General features: G+C 58.3%; 14 protein-coding genes. 3 read left to right on the forward strand and 11 right to left on the reverse strand.

The genetic code is table 11. The features are described from left to right. Positions 1–209 precede the first annotated feature (209 nt). The 3 genes from POF45_RS17985 to POF45_RS17995 all read left to right on the forward strand — a co-directional run bounded on the left by POF45_RS17985 (position 210) and on the right by POF45_RS17995 (position 2,855). Positions 210–1,007, forward strand: coding sequence for a transporter substrate-binding domain-containing protein (locus POF45_RS17985; protein ID WP_282316287.1), 798 nt, complete (start codon positions 210–212; stop codon positions 1,005–1,007). 161 nt (positions 1,008–1,168) lie between these two features. Next, positions 1,169–2,128, forward strand: a complete 960-nt coding sequence (locus POF45_RS17990; protein ID WP_259498482.1) for an amino acid ABC transporter permease — start codon at positions 1,169–1,171, stop codon at positions 2,126–2,128. Beyond that, on the forward strand, positions 2,121–2,855 hold the full coding sequence (locus POF45_RS17995) for an amino acid ABC transporter ATP-binding protein (protein ID WP_259498484.1): 735 nt from the start codon (positions 2,121–2,123) through the stop codon (positions 2,853–2,855). Before POF45_RS17990 ends, POF45_RS17995 begins: the two co-directional genes overlap by 8 nt. Positions 2,856–2,898: 43 nt before the next feature. On the opposite strand, the gene POF45_RS18000 is transcribed toward POF45_RS17995, so the two are convergent. The 11 genes from POF45_RS18000 to ubiE form a co-directional block, all read right to left on the reverse strand. Continuing rightward, on the reverse strand, positions 2,899–6,057 hold the full coding sequence (locus tag POF45_RS18000; protein ID WP_282316288.1) for a fibronectin type III domain-containing protein: 3,159 nt from the start codon (positions 6,055–6,057) through the stop codon (positions 2,899–2,901). Positions 6,058–6,285: 228 nt separating this feature from the next. After that, entirely contained in the window at positions 6,286–8,202 is a 1,917-nt protein-coding gene (locus POF45_RS18005; RefSeq protein WP_282316289.1) for a methyl-accepting chemotaxis protein, read from the reverse strand. Between the two features lie 241 nt (positions 8,203–8,443). Beyond that, positions 8,444–9,151, reverse strand: a complete 708-nt coding sequence (locus POF45_RS18010; RefSeq protein ID WP_259498490.1) for a 16S rRNA (uracil(1498)-N(3))-methyltransferase — start codon at positions 9,149–9,151, stop codon at positions 8,444–8,446. Beyond that, positions 9,148–9,942: a twin-arginine translocase subunit TatC gene (gene tatC, locus POF45_RS18015; RefSeq protein WP_259498493.1), complete on the reverse strand. Its 795-nt coding sequence runs from the start codon at positions 9,940–9,942 to the stop codon at positions 9,148–9,150. Before tatC ends, POF45_RS18010 begins: the two co-directional genes overlap by 4 nt. After that, positions 9,939–10,400, reverse strand: coding sequence for a Sec-independent protein translocase protein TatB (gene tatB / locus POF45_RS18020; RefSeq protein WP_259498495.1), 462 nt, complete (start codon positions 10,398–10,400; stop codon positions 9,939–9,941). Before tatB ends, tatC begins: the two co-directional genes overlap by 4 nt. Positions 10,401–10,410: 10 nt before the next feature. Further along, a complete protein-coding gene (locus POF45_RS18025) occupies positions 10,411–10,698 on the reverse strand; it encodes a twin-arginine translocase TatA/TatE family subunit (RefSeq protein ID WP_259498497.1) in 288 nt (95 codons plus the stop codon). A 25-nt stretch (positions 10,699–10,723) separates the two neighbouring features. Next, positions 10,724–11,056, reverse strand: coding sequence for a phosphoribosyl-ATP diphosphatase (locus POF45_RS18030; protein ID WP_003220849.1), 333 nt, complete (start codon positions 11,054–11,056; stop codon positions 10,724–10,726). Beyond that, the gene (hisI, locus tag POF45_RS18035; protein ID WP_259498502.1) at positions 11,049–11,450 is read right to left on the reverse strand and encodes a phosphoribosyl-AMP cyclohydrolase; all 402 of its coding nucleotides are present in this window, start codon (positions 11,448–11,450) and stop codon (positions 11,049–11,051) included. Before hisI ends, POF45_RS18030 begins: the two co-directional genes overlap by 8 nt. A gap of 90 nt (positions 11,451–11,540) precedes the next feature. After that, positions 11,541–13,145: a ubiquinone biosynthesis regulatory protein kinase UbiB gene (gene ubiB, locus POF45_RS18040; protein WP_259498503.1), complete on the reverse strand. Its 1,605-nt coding sequence runs from the start codon at positions 13,143–13,145 to the stop codon at positions 11,541–11,543. Beyond that, a complete protein-coding gene (locus POF45_RS18045) occupies positions 13,142–13,765 on the reverse strand; it encodes a ubiquinone biosynthesis accessory factor UbiJ (protein WP_282316291.1) in 624 nt (207 codons plus the stop codon). Before POF45_RS18045 ends, ubiB begins: the two co-directional genes overlap by 4 nt. Continuing rightward, entirely contained in the window at positions 13,765–14,535 is a 771-nt protein-coding gene (ubiE, locus tag POF45_RS18050; RefSeq protein WP_007989286.1) for a bifunctional demethylmenaquinone methyltransferase/2-methoxy-6-polyprenyl-1,4-benzoquinol methylase UbiE, read from the reverse strand. Before ubiE ends, POF45_RS18045 begins: the two co-directional genes overlap by 1 nt. Positions 14,536–14,629 lie beyond the last annotated feature (94 nt).

Consider the following 14,629-nt stretch of genomic DNA (forward strand, 5'->3'; position numbering starts at 1 on the left):
CGCAAGCGGGGTTTTTTTTGCCTGCTGATCGTTCCCCCAAGCCTGGGCGCGATCAAATTGCTGCGTAAACCCTTGTGCAAACGAACGAGTGCGTTAGCATCCGTCCCCGAATTGGTGCGCCCGGATAATTTGTGTCCGTATGGGTGCGTTTACGCTACGTAAACGGCCTTTTGCGCGCCTCACAACGCGATGGTTTTGGGGACTTGATGATGAAGAAGTATCTTTCGATGCTGCTGGTCGGCGTCACGGCATTGGTTGCAGTCAGTGCGGCGCAGGCCGGTGCCATCGATGACGCGGTCAAGCGCGGCACGCTGAAAGTCGGCATGGACCCGACCTACATGCCGTTCGAGATGACCAACAAGCGCGGCGAGATCATCGGCTTCGAAGTCGACATCCTCAAAGCCATGGCCAAGGCCATGGGCGTCAAACTGGAAATGGTTTCCACCGGTTACGACGGCATCATCCCGGCCCTGATGACCGACAAGTTCGACATGATCGGCAGCGGCATGACCCTGACCCAGGAACGCAACCTGCGCCTGAACTTCAGCGAACCGTTCATCGTCGTCGGCCAGACCCTGCTGATCCGCAAGGACCTGGAAGGCACCATCAAGTCCTACAAGGATTTGAACACCGATGACTACCGCATCACCTCCAAGCTCGGCACCACCGGTGAGATGGTCGCCAAGAAGCTGATCTCCAAAGCCAAGTACCACGGCTATGACAACGAGCAGGAAGCCGTGCTTGACGTGGTCAACGGCAAGGCCGACGCCTTCATCTACGATGCGCCGTACAACGTGGTCGCGGTGAGCAAGGTCGGTGCCGGCAAACTGGTGTTCCTCGACAAGCCGTTCACCTATGAGCCGCTGGCCTTCGGTCTGAAGAAGGGTGATTACGACAGCATCAACTTCATCAACAACTTCCTGCACCAGATCCACGAAGACGGCACCTACGATCGCATCCATGACAAGTGGTTCAAAGACACCGCCTGGTTGAAGGATATGGAGTAAGGCCCGGTCAGTTAGACCGCGCCGCCCCAATCGCGAGCAAGCTCGCTTCCACAGTTGATCGGCGTGAACACAGTTTTTGTGTTCGGCACAGAACCTGTGGGAGCGAGCTTGCTCGCGATGAGGTCCTCCCTGGCGACATACACCTTGGAATCTGCTGACAGATGAAACAAAAAAAATCCCAATGGCCCTGGCACGTTCTAACCGTGCTGGTGCTGATCGGCCTGGCGGGCGCTTTGTATTACGCCACCTCGCTGATGTCCTACGAATGGCGCTGGAACCGCGTGCCGCAGTACTTCGCCTACCAGGCCGAAGAATCCCAGCGCGCCGCCGACATCTCGACGGTCAGCGAACTGGTGCGCAAAGGCGCCAAGGCCGACGTCACCCTGCGCAACGAAGCCGGTGACGAGCAGCACCTGAGCGTCGATGACAACAGCCTGCAGGTTGCCCAGGGCGATGACGTGGCTGAAGGCGACGTGATCGGCGTGACCCGGCATTGGGCGGCGGGGCCGCTGCTCTGGGGGCTCTGGACCACCTTGTGGCTTTCCGTGGTGTCCGGCGTACTCGGCCTGCTGATCGGTCTTGCCACCGGCCTGTGCCGCTTGTCCAGCAATCCGACCCTGCGCGATCTCTCGACCATTTATGTCGAGCTGGTACGCGGCACGCCATTGCTGGTGCAGATCTTCATTTTCTACTTCTTCATCGGCACCGTGATGAACCTGTCCCGGGAATTCGCCGGGATCGCCGCGCTGTCGCTGTTCACCGGCGCCTATGTGGCCGAGATCATCCGCTCCGGCGTGCAATCCATCGCCCGCGGCCAGAACGAAGCGGCGCGCTCGCTGGGCCTGAGTGCCGGTCAATCGATGCGCCATGTGGTGTTGCCGCAAGCGCTGAAACGCGTGTTGCCACCGCTGGCCGGGCAATTCATCAGCCTGGTGAAAGACACTTCGCTGGTATCGGTGATCGCGATTACCGAACTGCTGAAAAGCGGCCGCGAAGTCATTACCACCTCGTTTTCGCCGTTCGAAATCCTGTTCTGCGTGGCCGGGTTGTACCTGTTGATCAACCTGCCGCTGTCGAAAATCGCCAGCCGGCTTGAGCGGAGGCTCGCGCAAAGTGATTGAAGTCCGCGATCTGGTAAAAGTCTTCGACACCCGTGGCCAGGTGGTGCGCGCGGTGGATAACGTGTCCACCCAAGTGGCTAAGGGCGAAGTGCTGGTGGTGATCGGCCCGTCCGGCTCCGGCAAATCGACCTTCCTGCGCTGCCTCAATGGTCTGGAAGAATTCGATTCGGGCTCGGTAAGCATCGACGGCCTGCAACTGGCAGACCCGAAAACCGACGTCAACGCCTACCGCCGCGAAGTCGGCATGGTGTTCCAGCACTTCAACCTGTTCCCGCACATGACCGTGCTGGAAAACCTTTGCCTGGCACAGAAAGTCGTGCGCAAGCGCGGCAAAAAAGAGCGCGAGGCCAAGGCCCTGGCGTTGCTGGAGAAGGTCGGGATCGCGCAGAAGGCCAACGAATTTCCGTCGCGCCTGTCCGGCGGTCAGCAGCAGCGCGTGGCGATCGCCCGAGCGCTGGCGATGGAACCCAAGGTCATGCTGTTCGATGAACCGACCTCGGCGCTGGATCCGGAAATGGTCGGCGAAGTGCTCGACGTGATGAAAACCCTGGCCGTGGAAGGCATGACCATGGTCTGCGTGACCCACGAAATGGGCTTTGCGCGGGAGGTGGCGGATCGCGTGCTGTTTTTTGATCATGGCAAGTTGCTGGAAGACGCCTCGCCAGCGGAGTTCTTCGATGCACCGAAGGATCCGCGGGCGAAGGCGTTTTTGCGCCAGGTGTTGTAAAAAGCGCGCCTGAGAACAGTGTGTTTATCAGGCGCAGTCAGAGTCAGATTGCGGTAAATTCACCCAGCAACGGAAGAGAAAAATGATGCTCATCAAAATATGACTGAATCTCTACCTTGTAACGGGCTCCTTGAAGAAGGTCTAGCGACTCCAGGATCGTACTCTTGGTGTGATACGGGCGGTCTCCCTCGGGACCGATCAGCCTGACCAAATATGCATCCACTGGCTGACTTGTTGCATCCCATTCCAGTGTGTAACGGTAATCAGGCGTCCTGAAAAAACGAAAGTTGATTGGTGCTGATGGTCTATCTGTGTTGCCATTAAATTTGATAGTTATCGGAAGTGACGTTCCCCAGCTGTTGGATGCAGTTACCGATAACTCGTACTCAATAGCGGAATAATAAGTACCATAAAATATCTGCTCAAGTGTGGTGGTATGGCTGCTCCTTGTCTCAAGGGTACTTTTCAGGGTGATGTTATAGCTTGTAGCGTTAAGCGCCTTGTCCCATTCAAAGCGAGCCGCCTCAGCTCCGAGGCTCACCAGACGTAAATTCTCCGGCGAATCCGGGAGTGGGTTTTCAGTTTGGAAGTTCGCCATCGCCGGTTCAGACAGATTTCCCTGGGCGTCAACAGCCCGGACTTCAACGTTGTAGGAGGTTGCATAGTTGAGGCCGCTAAAGGTGTGGCTGAGGCCGGTGACGGTGATTGGCGTATCAACGTTGAGCGAAACTCTGTAACCAGCGACGCCGACATTGTCTTGTGAAGCGTCCCAGGTGATCCGGGCCGATGTCTCAGTGATGCTGCTGACTGTTAGTTTTTCCGGCTTGCTCGGAGGCGTTACGTCAGGGGTATTGAACGTCGCAGTAGCGGGATCGGACTGATTGCCTTGGGCGTCAACAGCCCGGACTTCAACGCTGTAGGAAGTGGCGTCTATTAGGCCGCTGAAAGTGTGGCTGAGGCCGGTGACGGTGATTGGCGAACCACCGTTGAGCGAAACACTGTAACTGGTCACGGGTGAACCTCCTTGTGGAGCGGTCCAGGTGATAACTGCCGATGTTGCAGTCATTGAGCTGACTGTTAATGGTCCAGGTTGGCCGGGTTTTGCGTCTATTGCGTCTATTGTGAGCGATTCAATAGGTGAGCAAGCGTTGATATCGTTAATTGCCCATACTTCGACCAGAGAGGGTTCGTCTAATGACATTTCTTCGGATGTGAACGTATAGGTGTTCACTGATTCAGAAACCAATATGGGAACTTCGTCGTTTACCGAAATTGCATAGTTTGTTACGTTGGCGCTGGTAGAGGGCGTCCATGAGATGGTGATAGAGCTTGGTGTATGGGATGTGATATTCAGGTGGTTAACGGGTGCTGGTGGTGTTGCGTCAAAAACAAAGTCGTAAGCAGTAAAGCTATATGTAATGTCATCCCCATAATACACTCTACACATATGATTTATGGTTTCATTTTCACGGGCAAGGATGTTAAATGTGGGGCCTTCGTCTGCTACGGGGAGATAGCGACCGTAATATTCCGCGTTAAGTGTTGAGCCCCAGTAGTGTGTTTTTTCATTCGAAGGTACGTCTACCTCCCACGTAATGTTAACGCTGTATTGTTGGGTTAGCTCGTCATAACCCACGATGGAATAGCTGGGGTTGATCACCTTTGGTCGTGGAAAAAGTGTTGTTGTTGCGAACTCCGAGGTCAATCTGTTGTTATCTATGGCACGAATTTTAATCTCATATTGTTCCGTGCTAATCAGGTCGGTTATGGAAGCGCTCATAATAGGATGTGGGGCCGGGGCTACGTATTTGTTAAATATGCCATTCACGTGTATCTCATATTTATCTATTCCAAGTTCATCGTATGATTGGTACCAGAATAAGTACGCCGCGTCACTGACTGCTCTCAAATGTTGAATCTCCGGGATTGTCGGAGGTACGACGTCCTGGATCAGTTCGAACTCCGGGGAGGGGGCTGATACGTTATCAACGTTGTCGATTGCCTGGACAGAGTAATAATTTCTCATTCGGTTTTTGAGTTCGTAGGGAATAGTATTGGTGCTGGCTGAATGCTCACCGTTGCTGAAAATTTTATAATACCGGACGCCGAGATTGTCGGCTGAACGGTCCCAGTTGAATACAAGGGTATTTGGGAACTGTCCATTAGGTTCGCCGACATCTTTCGTTGTTACAACAAGGTTGGTGGGCATGGATGGCGGTTGGTAATCTGCGGCTCTGAGTCTGTTCAGCTCGATACAACGGTCCACAACGCCGACTCTGGAGGACGGGCTTTCAATGAAATCAACCATCACGATTTTCGCGTTCTGAAACCCCGCTTTGAATGTTTCGGTCCTTATAGGGTGGTTTTCGGACAAATCTATTGGAATGCTCAGGTGGTTGCTCGCTGCGGCAGAGAGCACAAGGTAATCTTTATCCAGTGGTGGGGACGCCATTGTTTCAATGACAAGTTGTTTTACGTTTTCTTCCGATGCGGAAGCTGTCCAGATATGTCTAAGTGGCTTCCATATCTGTTCTCTACGCACCGTCCCGCCTGGCCATTTGTCTCCGCTCGCGGGTTGTGGATAGTTGTGATCAAGACACAATATTATATTACATCCAGGGTGCATTCTACGGATGTCACTAATACTCAGATCCATGGCCGAGGGTGGTATCAAGCGATCTTTCATCCTGCTGAATTTCGCCAAAACACGCTCGAGGCTGTTGTAAGCGTAGTTGCGTCCTCGATCGTAGTGATGAAAATCAATAAATATAATTTCACCCGGGTTGGCGATTGCGAAATCGTCAACATCACGAATCAGTTTTTCCAGAGTTCTGCCGACACTAACTATGCCATGCCTGAAGTCAAGGACCTCTATGAATTTATATATTGGCTTTTTGCTGCCTCCGATATCTTTTTTATAGCTTTTATCAACAAGACGCAAATCCAGATATCGCGCCCCGGCGGCTAATTGATCAGGGAAAGTTTTGGATTGGCAAACCGCCCAGCTCTTGCCTACATCAAACTTTCCGGCGTTGTCTACGCCCGAGTTATGCGCGCCGGGGATGGCTAGTTGGTGGAGTTTCAGTCTGGCAATTGCGGATGCCATATCGGTCATCCAGCGGCTGTAATTGTTCTGGAGTGAATTGTCGCTAGAGAGTGCTGCCTCTGGGGTGACAGACGTTTTTATTCTTTTCTTGCTCATGATGGTGACCCCGTAGGAGTAAGCAGGATCTCCATTGTGCGCGGGTCAGGAAGCTGGCATAACTAACAGAACTGCTAGGTAGACAGTTCTGTATATCGTGTTAACTTTTAAGGTTACGTCTTCGGCCTGGATGAACTCAATTGTTCAATTTCAGACGCAGTTAGGTATGGCCGGCGGATGGACCGCCGGCGGCCGATGCTTTCTTTCTTGTACTGTCTGCAGGCTTTTTCAGACTTTGAACCGCCCCACCAGCATCTGCAAATGCGTCCCCAACCGCGCCAGCTCAACGCTGGAGGCCGCGGTCTCTTCACTCGCAGCCGAGGTCTGCTCGGACACGTCGCGCACGTTCAGCACGCTGCGATTGATCTCCTCGGCCACGGCGCTCTGCTGTTCGGCGGCGGCAGCTATCTGCTGGTTCATCGACTGGATCGCCGAGACGGTGCGGGTGATGCTTTCCAGCGAACCACCGGCGCGGCGGGTCAGTTCGACGCTGCTGTCGGTCAGGCTGCGGCTGTTGTCCATGATGGTCGCCACTTGCTGGGTGCCGGCTTGCAGGCCGACGATCAGTTGTTCGATTTCTTCGGTGGATTTCTGGGTGCGCTGGGCCAGGCTGCGGACTTCGTCGGCGACCACGGCAAAACCACGCCCGGCTTCACCGGCACGGGCGGCTTCGATGGCGGCGTTGAGCGCCAGCAGGTTGGTTTGCTGGGCCACGGATTTGATCACGTCCAGCACGCTGCCGATCTTGTCGCTTTCGCGCTTCAGCTCGCCCATGGCAGCGGTGGAATTGCCGACTTCCAGCGCCAGGCGTTCGATCTGGGCGATGGCTTCGCCGACCACTTTGTCGCCTTCGCGGGCCTGTTGGTCGGCGGCGACGGCGGCTTCAGAGGCTTCTTCGGCGTTGCGTGCGACTTCCTGTACGGTGGCGGTCATTTCGTGCATGGCGGTGGCCACCTGATCGGTTTCCACCTTCTGGCTGTTGACCCCGGCGCTGGTCTGCTCGGTGACGGCGGACAGTTCTTCGGCGGCGCTGGCGATTTGCGTCACGCCATCGCTGATGCCGCCGATCAACTCGCGCAGGCCCACGGTCATGCTCTGCATGGCACGCTGGAGCTGGCCCAGTTCGTCCTGACGCAGGGAGACCAGGTTATGGGTCAGGTCGCCTGCCGCCACGCGCTCGGCGACTTTCAGGGTCTGGCTCAGTGGAATCACGATCTGGCGGGTGATGGCCCAGGCGGCCAGCAGACCGAATGCCACGGCCAGCAGGCTGGCCAGCAGCAGTAGATTCTTGGCACTCGCCGCATCGGTATCGCGCACCACCGTTTGTGACACGGTCAACTTCTTGCTGACGTCGAGCAGCAGGTCGCCTTGTTCGCCCATGCGTTTGAGCGCGGCGGCGCTGGCGACCTGGGAATCACGGTACTGGCTCACGGCAGCGCGATAGGACTTGAGCGATTCGCTGGCCTGTTGCAGGTTGGCGGCGTACTGCTCCGGCAGTTTGGGTGCAAGGGTTTCGAGGTTTTTCAGGGCGTTGTCGATGGCATCCAGTGCCGGTTGCTCGGCTTCGGTCTTGGCGCTGTAGGTGTAGCCGCGCACCTGAAAGCGCGCTTGCTGGATCAGTTTGCTCAGGTCGATCACGCTGTTGAACTGGACAACGCTGTCGCCTTGCAGCAGCGCTTTCTCTATTTCAGCCACCTTGGCCACGGCGTTGTCCGCGGTGGCGCCGAGTTTGCTGCGGGCGTCTTCGCGGTTGGCGCCGGCCTGGACCATGGCGGTGAAGGCCTGCCGATACTGGCTGACGGCGGCCAGTTGTTGATCGATCATCGCCACGTCGGCAGGTTTCTCAATCATCTTGCGTGCGGTTTGCAGACCGGCATCGAGCTGGTCGAGCTGGTCGTTGACCGCGCCGGGGCCTTGTTCGCCACGGCGCATTTCGTAGTCCAGGCGGGCCAGGCGCAAGTCCTTGGTAAGCTCGTTGAGGCTGGAAATGAATCCCAGCTTGTCGCCACGGCTCATCACCCCGTTCAGTCCGGTCCAGCCGGTGAAGGTGATCAATAGTGTGAGGAGCAGGACGAGACCGAAGCCGACACCCAGTTTGCGATTAACGCTTACGTTTCCCAGTTTCTCGGCTAGCCAACGGTACATGCTGCTACTCCCCTCGGACCTGTTAGTTGGTTTTATGGGGTGTTTATCGGCGGGTTGGCGTGGATCTGAAGGAGAAACGCGGTATTCAGGCGGGCAAATTACATGTGGTGAGGGGGCTTGCCCCCGCTTGGGCGCGAAGCGGCCATCGCTGTTTCAGGTGAGACCGCATCCACCGGTTTTACGACTGCTTCGCAGCCGAGCGGGGGCAAGCCCCCTCGCCACATTGGGATCGTGTTTGGTGTTAGAAGAGACGGGCCAGCAGCGCAGTAACCGCCGTTTCAACCCGTAGAATCCGCTCGCCCAGCTGCACCGGTTGCAATCCAGCCTTGGCCAGCAGATCGATCTCATAAGGAATCCAGCCACCCTCAGGACCAATGGCCAGCGTCACCGGCTCATCCAGGCCACGAGGGCAGGGCGGGTAGTTGCCCGGATGGCCGACCAGCCCCAACGTGCCATCCGTGATCGCCGGCAGACGATCTTCGACAAACGGCTTGAAGCGTTTCTCGATGATGATTTCAGGCAGCACGCTGTCTCGCGCCTGTTCCAGGCCGAGAATCAACTGCTCGCGAATCGCCTCGGGCTCCAGGAACGGCGTCTGCCAGAAGCTCTTCTCGACGCGGTAGCTGTTGACCAGAATAACCCGTGGCACACCCATGGTGGCAACGGTCTGGAACACCCGACGCAGCATTTTGGGGCGCGGCAGGGCCAACACCAGGGTCAATGGCAGCTTGGCGGGCGGCGGCTGGTCGAGGGTGACGCGCAGTTCGGCTTCGCAGGCTTGCAGGCGCAGCACTTCGGCTGAGCCCATCAAACCGCCAATCCGCCCGACCCGCATGCTGTCGCCGACTTCGCAGCGGTGAACTTCCTGCATGTGAGTCAAGCGACGATCGCGCAGGACCACCCGGTCAGCCGCAATGAAGTCGGCCTCTTCGAGGAGCAGCAGGTTCACGCTTGGGTCGCTGGCGGCTGGTCGTTGTGATCGTCAGCCGGCTGATCGTCTGGACGGTCGCCACGTTTGCTCACGAGGCTGCCGAACAGGATGCCGATTTCGAACAGCAGCCACATTGGCACGGCCAGCAGCGTCTGCGAGAAGATGTCCGGCGGTGTCAGGATCATGCCGACCACGAAGCAGCCGATGACGACGTACGGACGGATTTTCTTCAGGTATTTGACGTCGACCACGCCGATCCATACCAGCAGCACCACGGCCACCGGGATTTCGAATGCGACGCCAAAGGCGAAGAACAGCGTCATGACGAAATCGAGGTAGCTGGTGATGTCGGTCATCATTTCCACACCGGCCGGGGTGGCCGAGGCGAAGAACTTGAAGATCAGCGGGAACACCAGGTAGTAGGCGAACGCCATGCCGGTGTAGAACAGCGCAATGCTGGACACCAGCAACGGCACGGCGATGCGCTTCTCATGCTTGTACAGGCCCGGCGCGATGAAGCCCCAGATCTGGTGCAGGATCACCGGAATCGCCAGGAACAGCGAGACCATCATCGTCAGTTTCAGCGGCGTCAGGAACGGCGACGAGACGTCGGTGGCGATCATTGTCGCGCCGACCGGCAGGTATGCCCGCAGCGGTGTCGAGACAAAGGTGTAGATCTGCTGGGTGAAGGCGAACAACCCGGCGAAGATGATGAAGATGGCCGCTACACAACGCAGCAGACGGGTACGCAGCTCGGTGAGGTGCGAAACCAGCGGCATGTGCTGGTCATTTTCAGGAAGATCGCTCATGGGGCTCGCGGCGCCAGTGTTGGGTCATGAGGAGCCGGCGCTGTCGGCGCGGCGGCAGGAGCAACAGGTTCTGCTGGAGGCGGCGTGACCACGACCGGCGCAGGCTCGACGCCTGCCACGGTGGCGACCGGCTCTGTGCCGGGGGCATGGATCGTCTGTTGCGCCACATGCTCAACCGACTCCGCCGGCTGAACCGGTGTCGCCTCTTGCTGAGTCGGCGTGAAGATCTTCCGCGCCTCCTGCTCAAGCGACAGAATGTGCTCGTTGTGCAGTTGCCGACGAATCTCGTCGGCACCGATTTCACGTTCAACTTCCTGTTTGATCGCGTTGAAGCTGCGCTTCAGGCGCCCGACCCACAGGCCAGCGGTGCGCGCAGCACCCGGCAGGCGCTCGGGGCCCAGTACCAGCAGGGCAACGAGGCCGACGAGCAGCAGTTCAGAGAAGCTGATACCAAACATTAGTCTGTGCTCACGAGTCTTTGCGGATCGGCTCTTCGACTTTCTGTGCCTGCACGTCAATGGTGTGCGGCTGGTTCAGTGGCGAAGGGGCCTGTGGGGACACTGGCTGGGCAGGTGGGACCGGTTGTTGCGGAGTCACCGTTGGGTCTGCCGGCTTCTCGTCGTCGTTCATGGCCTTGCGAAAGCCCTTGATCGATTCGCCGACGTCAGTGCCGAGGTTTTTCAGTTTCTTGGTGCCGAACACCAGCACCACGACAACCAGGATAACGATCCAGTGTTTCCAGTCAAAAATGCCCATGTTGCTGCTCCTCTCAAAGATATATTCAGGCGGACGGGCGCGAGGCTTTCTCTACGTGTCCGGACAGACCGAAGCGACGGTCCAGTTCATCGAGTACAGCCTGTGGATGCTGGCCCAGTTGGGCGAGCATGACCATGCTGTGGAACCACAGGTCGGCGGTCTCGTAGATCACGTCGCTGCAGTCGCCGCTGATGGCGGCGTCCTTGGCGGCGATAATGGTTTCGACCGACTCTTCGCCGACTTTTTCCAGAATCTTGTTCAAACCCTTGTGGTACAGGCTGGCGACATACGAGCTGTCGGCGGCGGCGCCTTTGCGCTCTTCCAGCACCTGGGCCAGACGGGTCAGGGTGTCACTCATGGCTGTGTCCTGCGCTATAGATGGCGTGCGGGTCTTTGAGTACCGGGTCGACGGTCTTCCAGTCGCCGTTTTCGAAGACGCGATAGAAGCAGCTCTGACGACCGGTATGGCAGGCGATGTCGCCGATCTGCTCGACCATCAGGATGATGACGTCGGCGTCGCAGTCCAGGCGCATCTCATGCAGGGTTTGCACGTGGCCGGACTCTTCGCCCTTGCGCCACAGCTTGCCACGGGAACGTGACCAGTAAATGGCACGGTTCTCGGCAGCGCTCAGTTCCAGTGCTTCGCGGTTCATCCAGGCCATCATCAGGACGCGCCCGGTCTTGTGGTCCTGGGCAATCGCCGGCACCAGGCCGTCTGCGTCCCACTTGATCTCGTCCAGCCAGTTTTTCATCTTCGACTCCGTGCGGCCCACACTTCAATAATAGAGGCCACCTGCATAAGTGCAGCGTTGAAACAGTGTGCCAGCGGATCACGTCACTGGCTATCGGCGAACGACCAGGTACAAACCAATGGCCATCATGATTCCGGCCGGCCAATGCCCCAGTTCGTGCAGTGGGCCACCGACCGCCAGCACAGCGCCACCGCCCAGATGGGCGCAGCCGAGCAAGCGCAGGAACCAGTCGTCCTTGCGCTTGTGCCATGGCGGGGGCGGATCATAAGCGTGCGGTTGTGACATGCGTTCGAGCAGGTCGCGGGCCATGTTGGCCAGATGCGGCAGTTGTTCGAACTGGCTCTGCACATTGCCGATCAAGGCTTTGGGGCTGACGCGCTCACGCATCCAGCGTTCGAGGAACGGCTGGGCGGTGTTCCACAAATCCAGGTCCGGGTACAGCTGACGGCCCAGCCCCTCGATGTTCAACAGGGTTTTTTGCAGCAGAACCAGCTGCGGCTGCACTTCCATGTTGAAGCGCCGAGCGGTCTGGAACAGACGCATCAGCACCTGACCGAAGGAAATATCTTTTAACGGTTTTTCGAAGATCGGCTCGCACACGGTGCGAATCGCCGCTTCGAATTCGTTGAGCTTGGTTTCTGCCGGCACCCAGCCCGAATCGATGTGCAACTGCGCCACGCGCCGGTAATCACGCTTGAAAAAGGCGAACAGGTTGCGGGCCAGATAGTCCTGGTCTTCCGGGGTCAGGCTGCCGACGATGCCGCAGTCGATCGCAATGTACTGCGGGCTCCACGGGGTGACGGTGCTGACGAAGATGTTGCCGGGGTGCATGTCGGCGTGGAAAAAACTGTCGCGGAACACCTGGGTGAAGAAAATCTCCACGCCGCGCTCGGCGAGCATTTTCATGTCGGTGCGCTGGTCGGCGAGGGTCGCCAGATCGGTGACCTGAATACCGTAGATGCGCTCCATCACCAGCACTTTCGGCCGGCACCAGTCCCAATAGACTTGCGGCACATACAGCAGCGGCGAGCCTTCGAAGTTGCGTTTCAACTGGCTGGCGTTGGCGGCTTCGCGCAGCAGGTCGAGTTCGTCGTAGATGGTTTTTTCGTAGTCCTGGACCACGTCCACCGGGTGCAGCAGGCGTGCGTCGGCAGAGAGTTTTTCCGCCGTGCGGGCAAGGATGAACAGCCACGCCAGGTCTTGGGCGATGATCGGTTTCAGGCCCGGGCGGATCACTTTGACCACGACTTCTTCGCCGGTTTTCAGCTGCGCGGCATGCACCTGCGCCACCGAGGCCGAGGCCAGAGGCTCGACGTCGAAGCGGCTGAAGACTTCGCTGATCTTCTTGCCGAGCTGCTCTTCGATCAGCTTGATCGACACTTGCGAGTCGAACGGTGGCACCCGGTCCTGCAGCTTCATCAGCTCATCGGCGATGTCTTCGGGCAGCAGGTCGCGACGGGTGGACAGGATCTGCCCGAACTTGATGAAGATCGGCCCCAGGTCCTGTAGCGCCAGACGCAATCGCGCGCCACGGCTCAGGTCCAGCGGCTTGCGCGGGAACCAGCGCCACGGCAACGCGTAGCGCAGCGCCAGCAGAAACCAGGGCAGCGGCAGGGCGAACAGCAGGTCATCGAGGCGGTAGCGGATCACGACGCGCTGGATGCGCAACAAACGGCGGACGGCAAGCAGCTTCATGCGTTATCGCTTGGGTCTAGGGATCGGGAAAGGCGCTCGAAACGCGCCTCGAGACGTTCCAGATCGAGTTTGATCTGGTCCAGTTCACTGAAACGGGCTTCGGCTTCGCGCTGACCGACGAGGGTGCGCGATTCTTCGGCCAGGTATTCGCCAAGATTCTGATTGAGGCTGGCGAACCCTTGCTGATACCAGCGCGCGCGGCTGCGCAGGTGACCGCCGACCAACTGCGTGGCCACCGGGCCGAGCCAGCGCGAGAGTTCGTACTCCCAATCCAGCTCCAGGTCCTGGAGGACGCCGGCCAGTTCTAGCAGCACACCGCTGTCACCGTCGAGTTCGACTTCAGGGCCGTGCAGGATCGAGGTCTTGTCCTTGCTCATCGCCAGTTTCAGCAGGCTTGAAGCCGGCGCACGCAGGGTGCAGTCGGCGCCGCCTTCCCATTGGGAGGCGAGCATCAGGCCTTCGTCGCTGGGCAGGATGAACAGTTGCAAGGCCGGGTTGCGGCAATCGACGGCGATCACTTTCCCGGTCAAATGCGCCAGCCGCGGCAGCGCCGTGCTGTCGAGACGCAGCACCCGGTTCAGACCGGTTTCCACGCTGGCGAACAGGCCGGCGAGCAGCATCAGGGCTTGATGCCGCGGTGCAGGGCGACGATGCCTGCAGTCATGTTGTGGTACGTCACGCGGTCGAAACCGGCCTCGACCATCATCGACTTCAGGGTTTCCTGGTTGGGGTGCATGCGGATCGATTCGGCCAGGTAACGATAACTTTCCGAGTCGTTGGTGATCAGCTTGCCCATCAACGGCATGAAGGCGAACGAGTAGGCGTCGTAGGCCTTGGACATCAACGCGTTGGTCGGCTTGGAGAACTCCAGCACCAGCAGACGGCCACCCGGCTTGAGTACGCGCAGCATCGAACGCAGCGCGTCTTCTTTATGGGTGACGTTGCGCAGGCCGAAGGCGATGGTCACGCAGTCGAAATGGTTGTCCGGGAACGGCAGCTTTTCAGCGTCGGCCTGGACGAATTCGACGTTGCCGGCCACACCCAGGTCCAGCAGGCGGTCACGGCCGACCTTGAGCATGGATTCGTTGATGTCGGCCAGCACCACCTGGCCGGTCGGGCCGACGAGGTGCGAGAATTTCCTGGTCAGGTCACCAGTGCCGCCCGCGATGTCCAGCACACGGTTACCGGTGCGCACGCCCGACAGTTCGATTGCAAAACGCTTCCACAGACGGTGCATGCCGCCCGACAGGAGGTCGTTCATCAGGTCGTACTTGGCGGCTACCGAGTGAAAAACCTCAGCGACTTTTTCCGCTTTTTGGCTTTCCGGAACGTTTTTGAAACCGAAGTGCGTGGTGGGTTCGGCATCGCTGCCTTTGCGCTGATCAGTCATATCGCTGTCACCAGAAGAGAATGCGGGACATTCTAATCCCGGTGGCCTGCTTTGTCTTGGCAAGGGTGAAGGTAAGATAGGCAACCGCCGGGAC

It is taken from the genome of Pseudomonas fungipugnans (assembly GCF_029955235.1).
GTDB lineage: Bacteria > Pseudomonadota > Gammaproteobacteria > Pseudomonadales > Pseudomonadaceae > Aquipseudomonas > Aquipseudomonas fungipugnans.

What these genes read in the sequence shown, in the direction of transcription:
- ubiB (WP_259498503.1), bottom strand. Translation starts at nt 13,145, where the DNA reads ATGAAGCTGCTTGCCGTCCGCCGTTTGTTGCGCATCCAGCGCGTCGTG.
- hisI (WP_259498502.1), bottom strand. Translation starts at nt 11,450, where the DNA reads ATGAAAAACTGGCTGGACGAGATCAAGTGGGACGCAGACGGCCTGGTG.
- tatC (WP_259498493.1), bottom strand. Translation starts at nt 9,942, where the DNA reads ATGAGCGATCTTCCTGAAAATGACCAGCACATGCCGCTGGTTTCGCAC.
- POF45_RS17990 (WP_259498482.1), top strand. Translation starts at nt 1,169, where the DNA reads ATGAAACAAAAAAAATCCCAATGGCCCTGGCACGTTCTAACCGTGCTG.
- POF45_RS18005 (WP_282316289.1), bottom strand. Translation starts at nt 8,202, where the DNA reads ATGTACCGTTGGCTAGCCGAGAAACTGGGAAACGTAAGCGTTAATCGC.
- POF45_RS18000 (WP_282316288.1), bottom strand. Translation starts at nt 6,057, where the DNA reads ATGAGCAAGAAAAGAATAAAAACGTCTGTCACCCCAGAGGCAGCACTC.
- POF45_RS18045 (WP_282316291.1), bottom strand. Translation starts at nt 13,765, where the DNA reads ATGCTGCTCGCCGGCCTGTTCGCCAGCGTGGAAACCGGTCTGAACCGG.
- tatB (WP_259498495.1), bottom strand. Translation starts at nt 10,400, where the DNA reads ATGTTTGGTATCAGCTTCTCTGAACTGCTGCTCGTCGGCCTCGTTGCC.
- POF45_RS17985 (WP_282316287.1), top strand. Translation starts at nt 210, where the DNA reads ATGAAGAAGTATCTTTCGATGCTGCTGGTCGGCGTCACGGCATTGGTT.
- ubiE (WP_007989286.1), bottom strand. Translation starts at nt 14,535, where the DNA reads ATGACTGATCAGCGCAAAGGCAGCGATGCCGAACCCACCACGCACTTC.
- POF45_RS18030 (WP_003220849.1), bottom strand. Translation starts at nt 11,056, where the DNA reads ATGAGTGACACCCTGACCCGTCTGGCCCAGGTGCTGGAAGAGCGCAAA.
- POF45_RS18025 (WP_259498497.1), bottom strand. Translation starts at nt 10,698, where the DNA reads ATGGGCATTTTTGACTGGAAACACTGGATCGTTATCCTGGTTGTCGTG.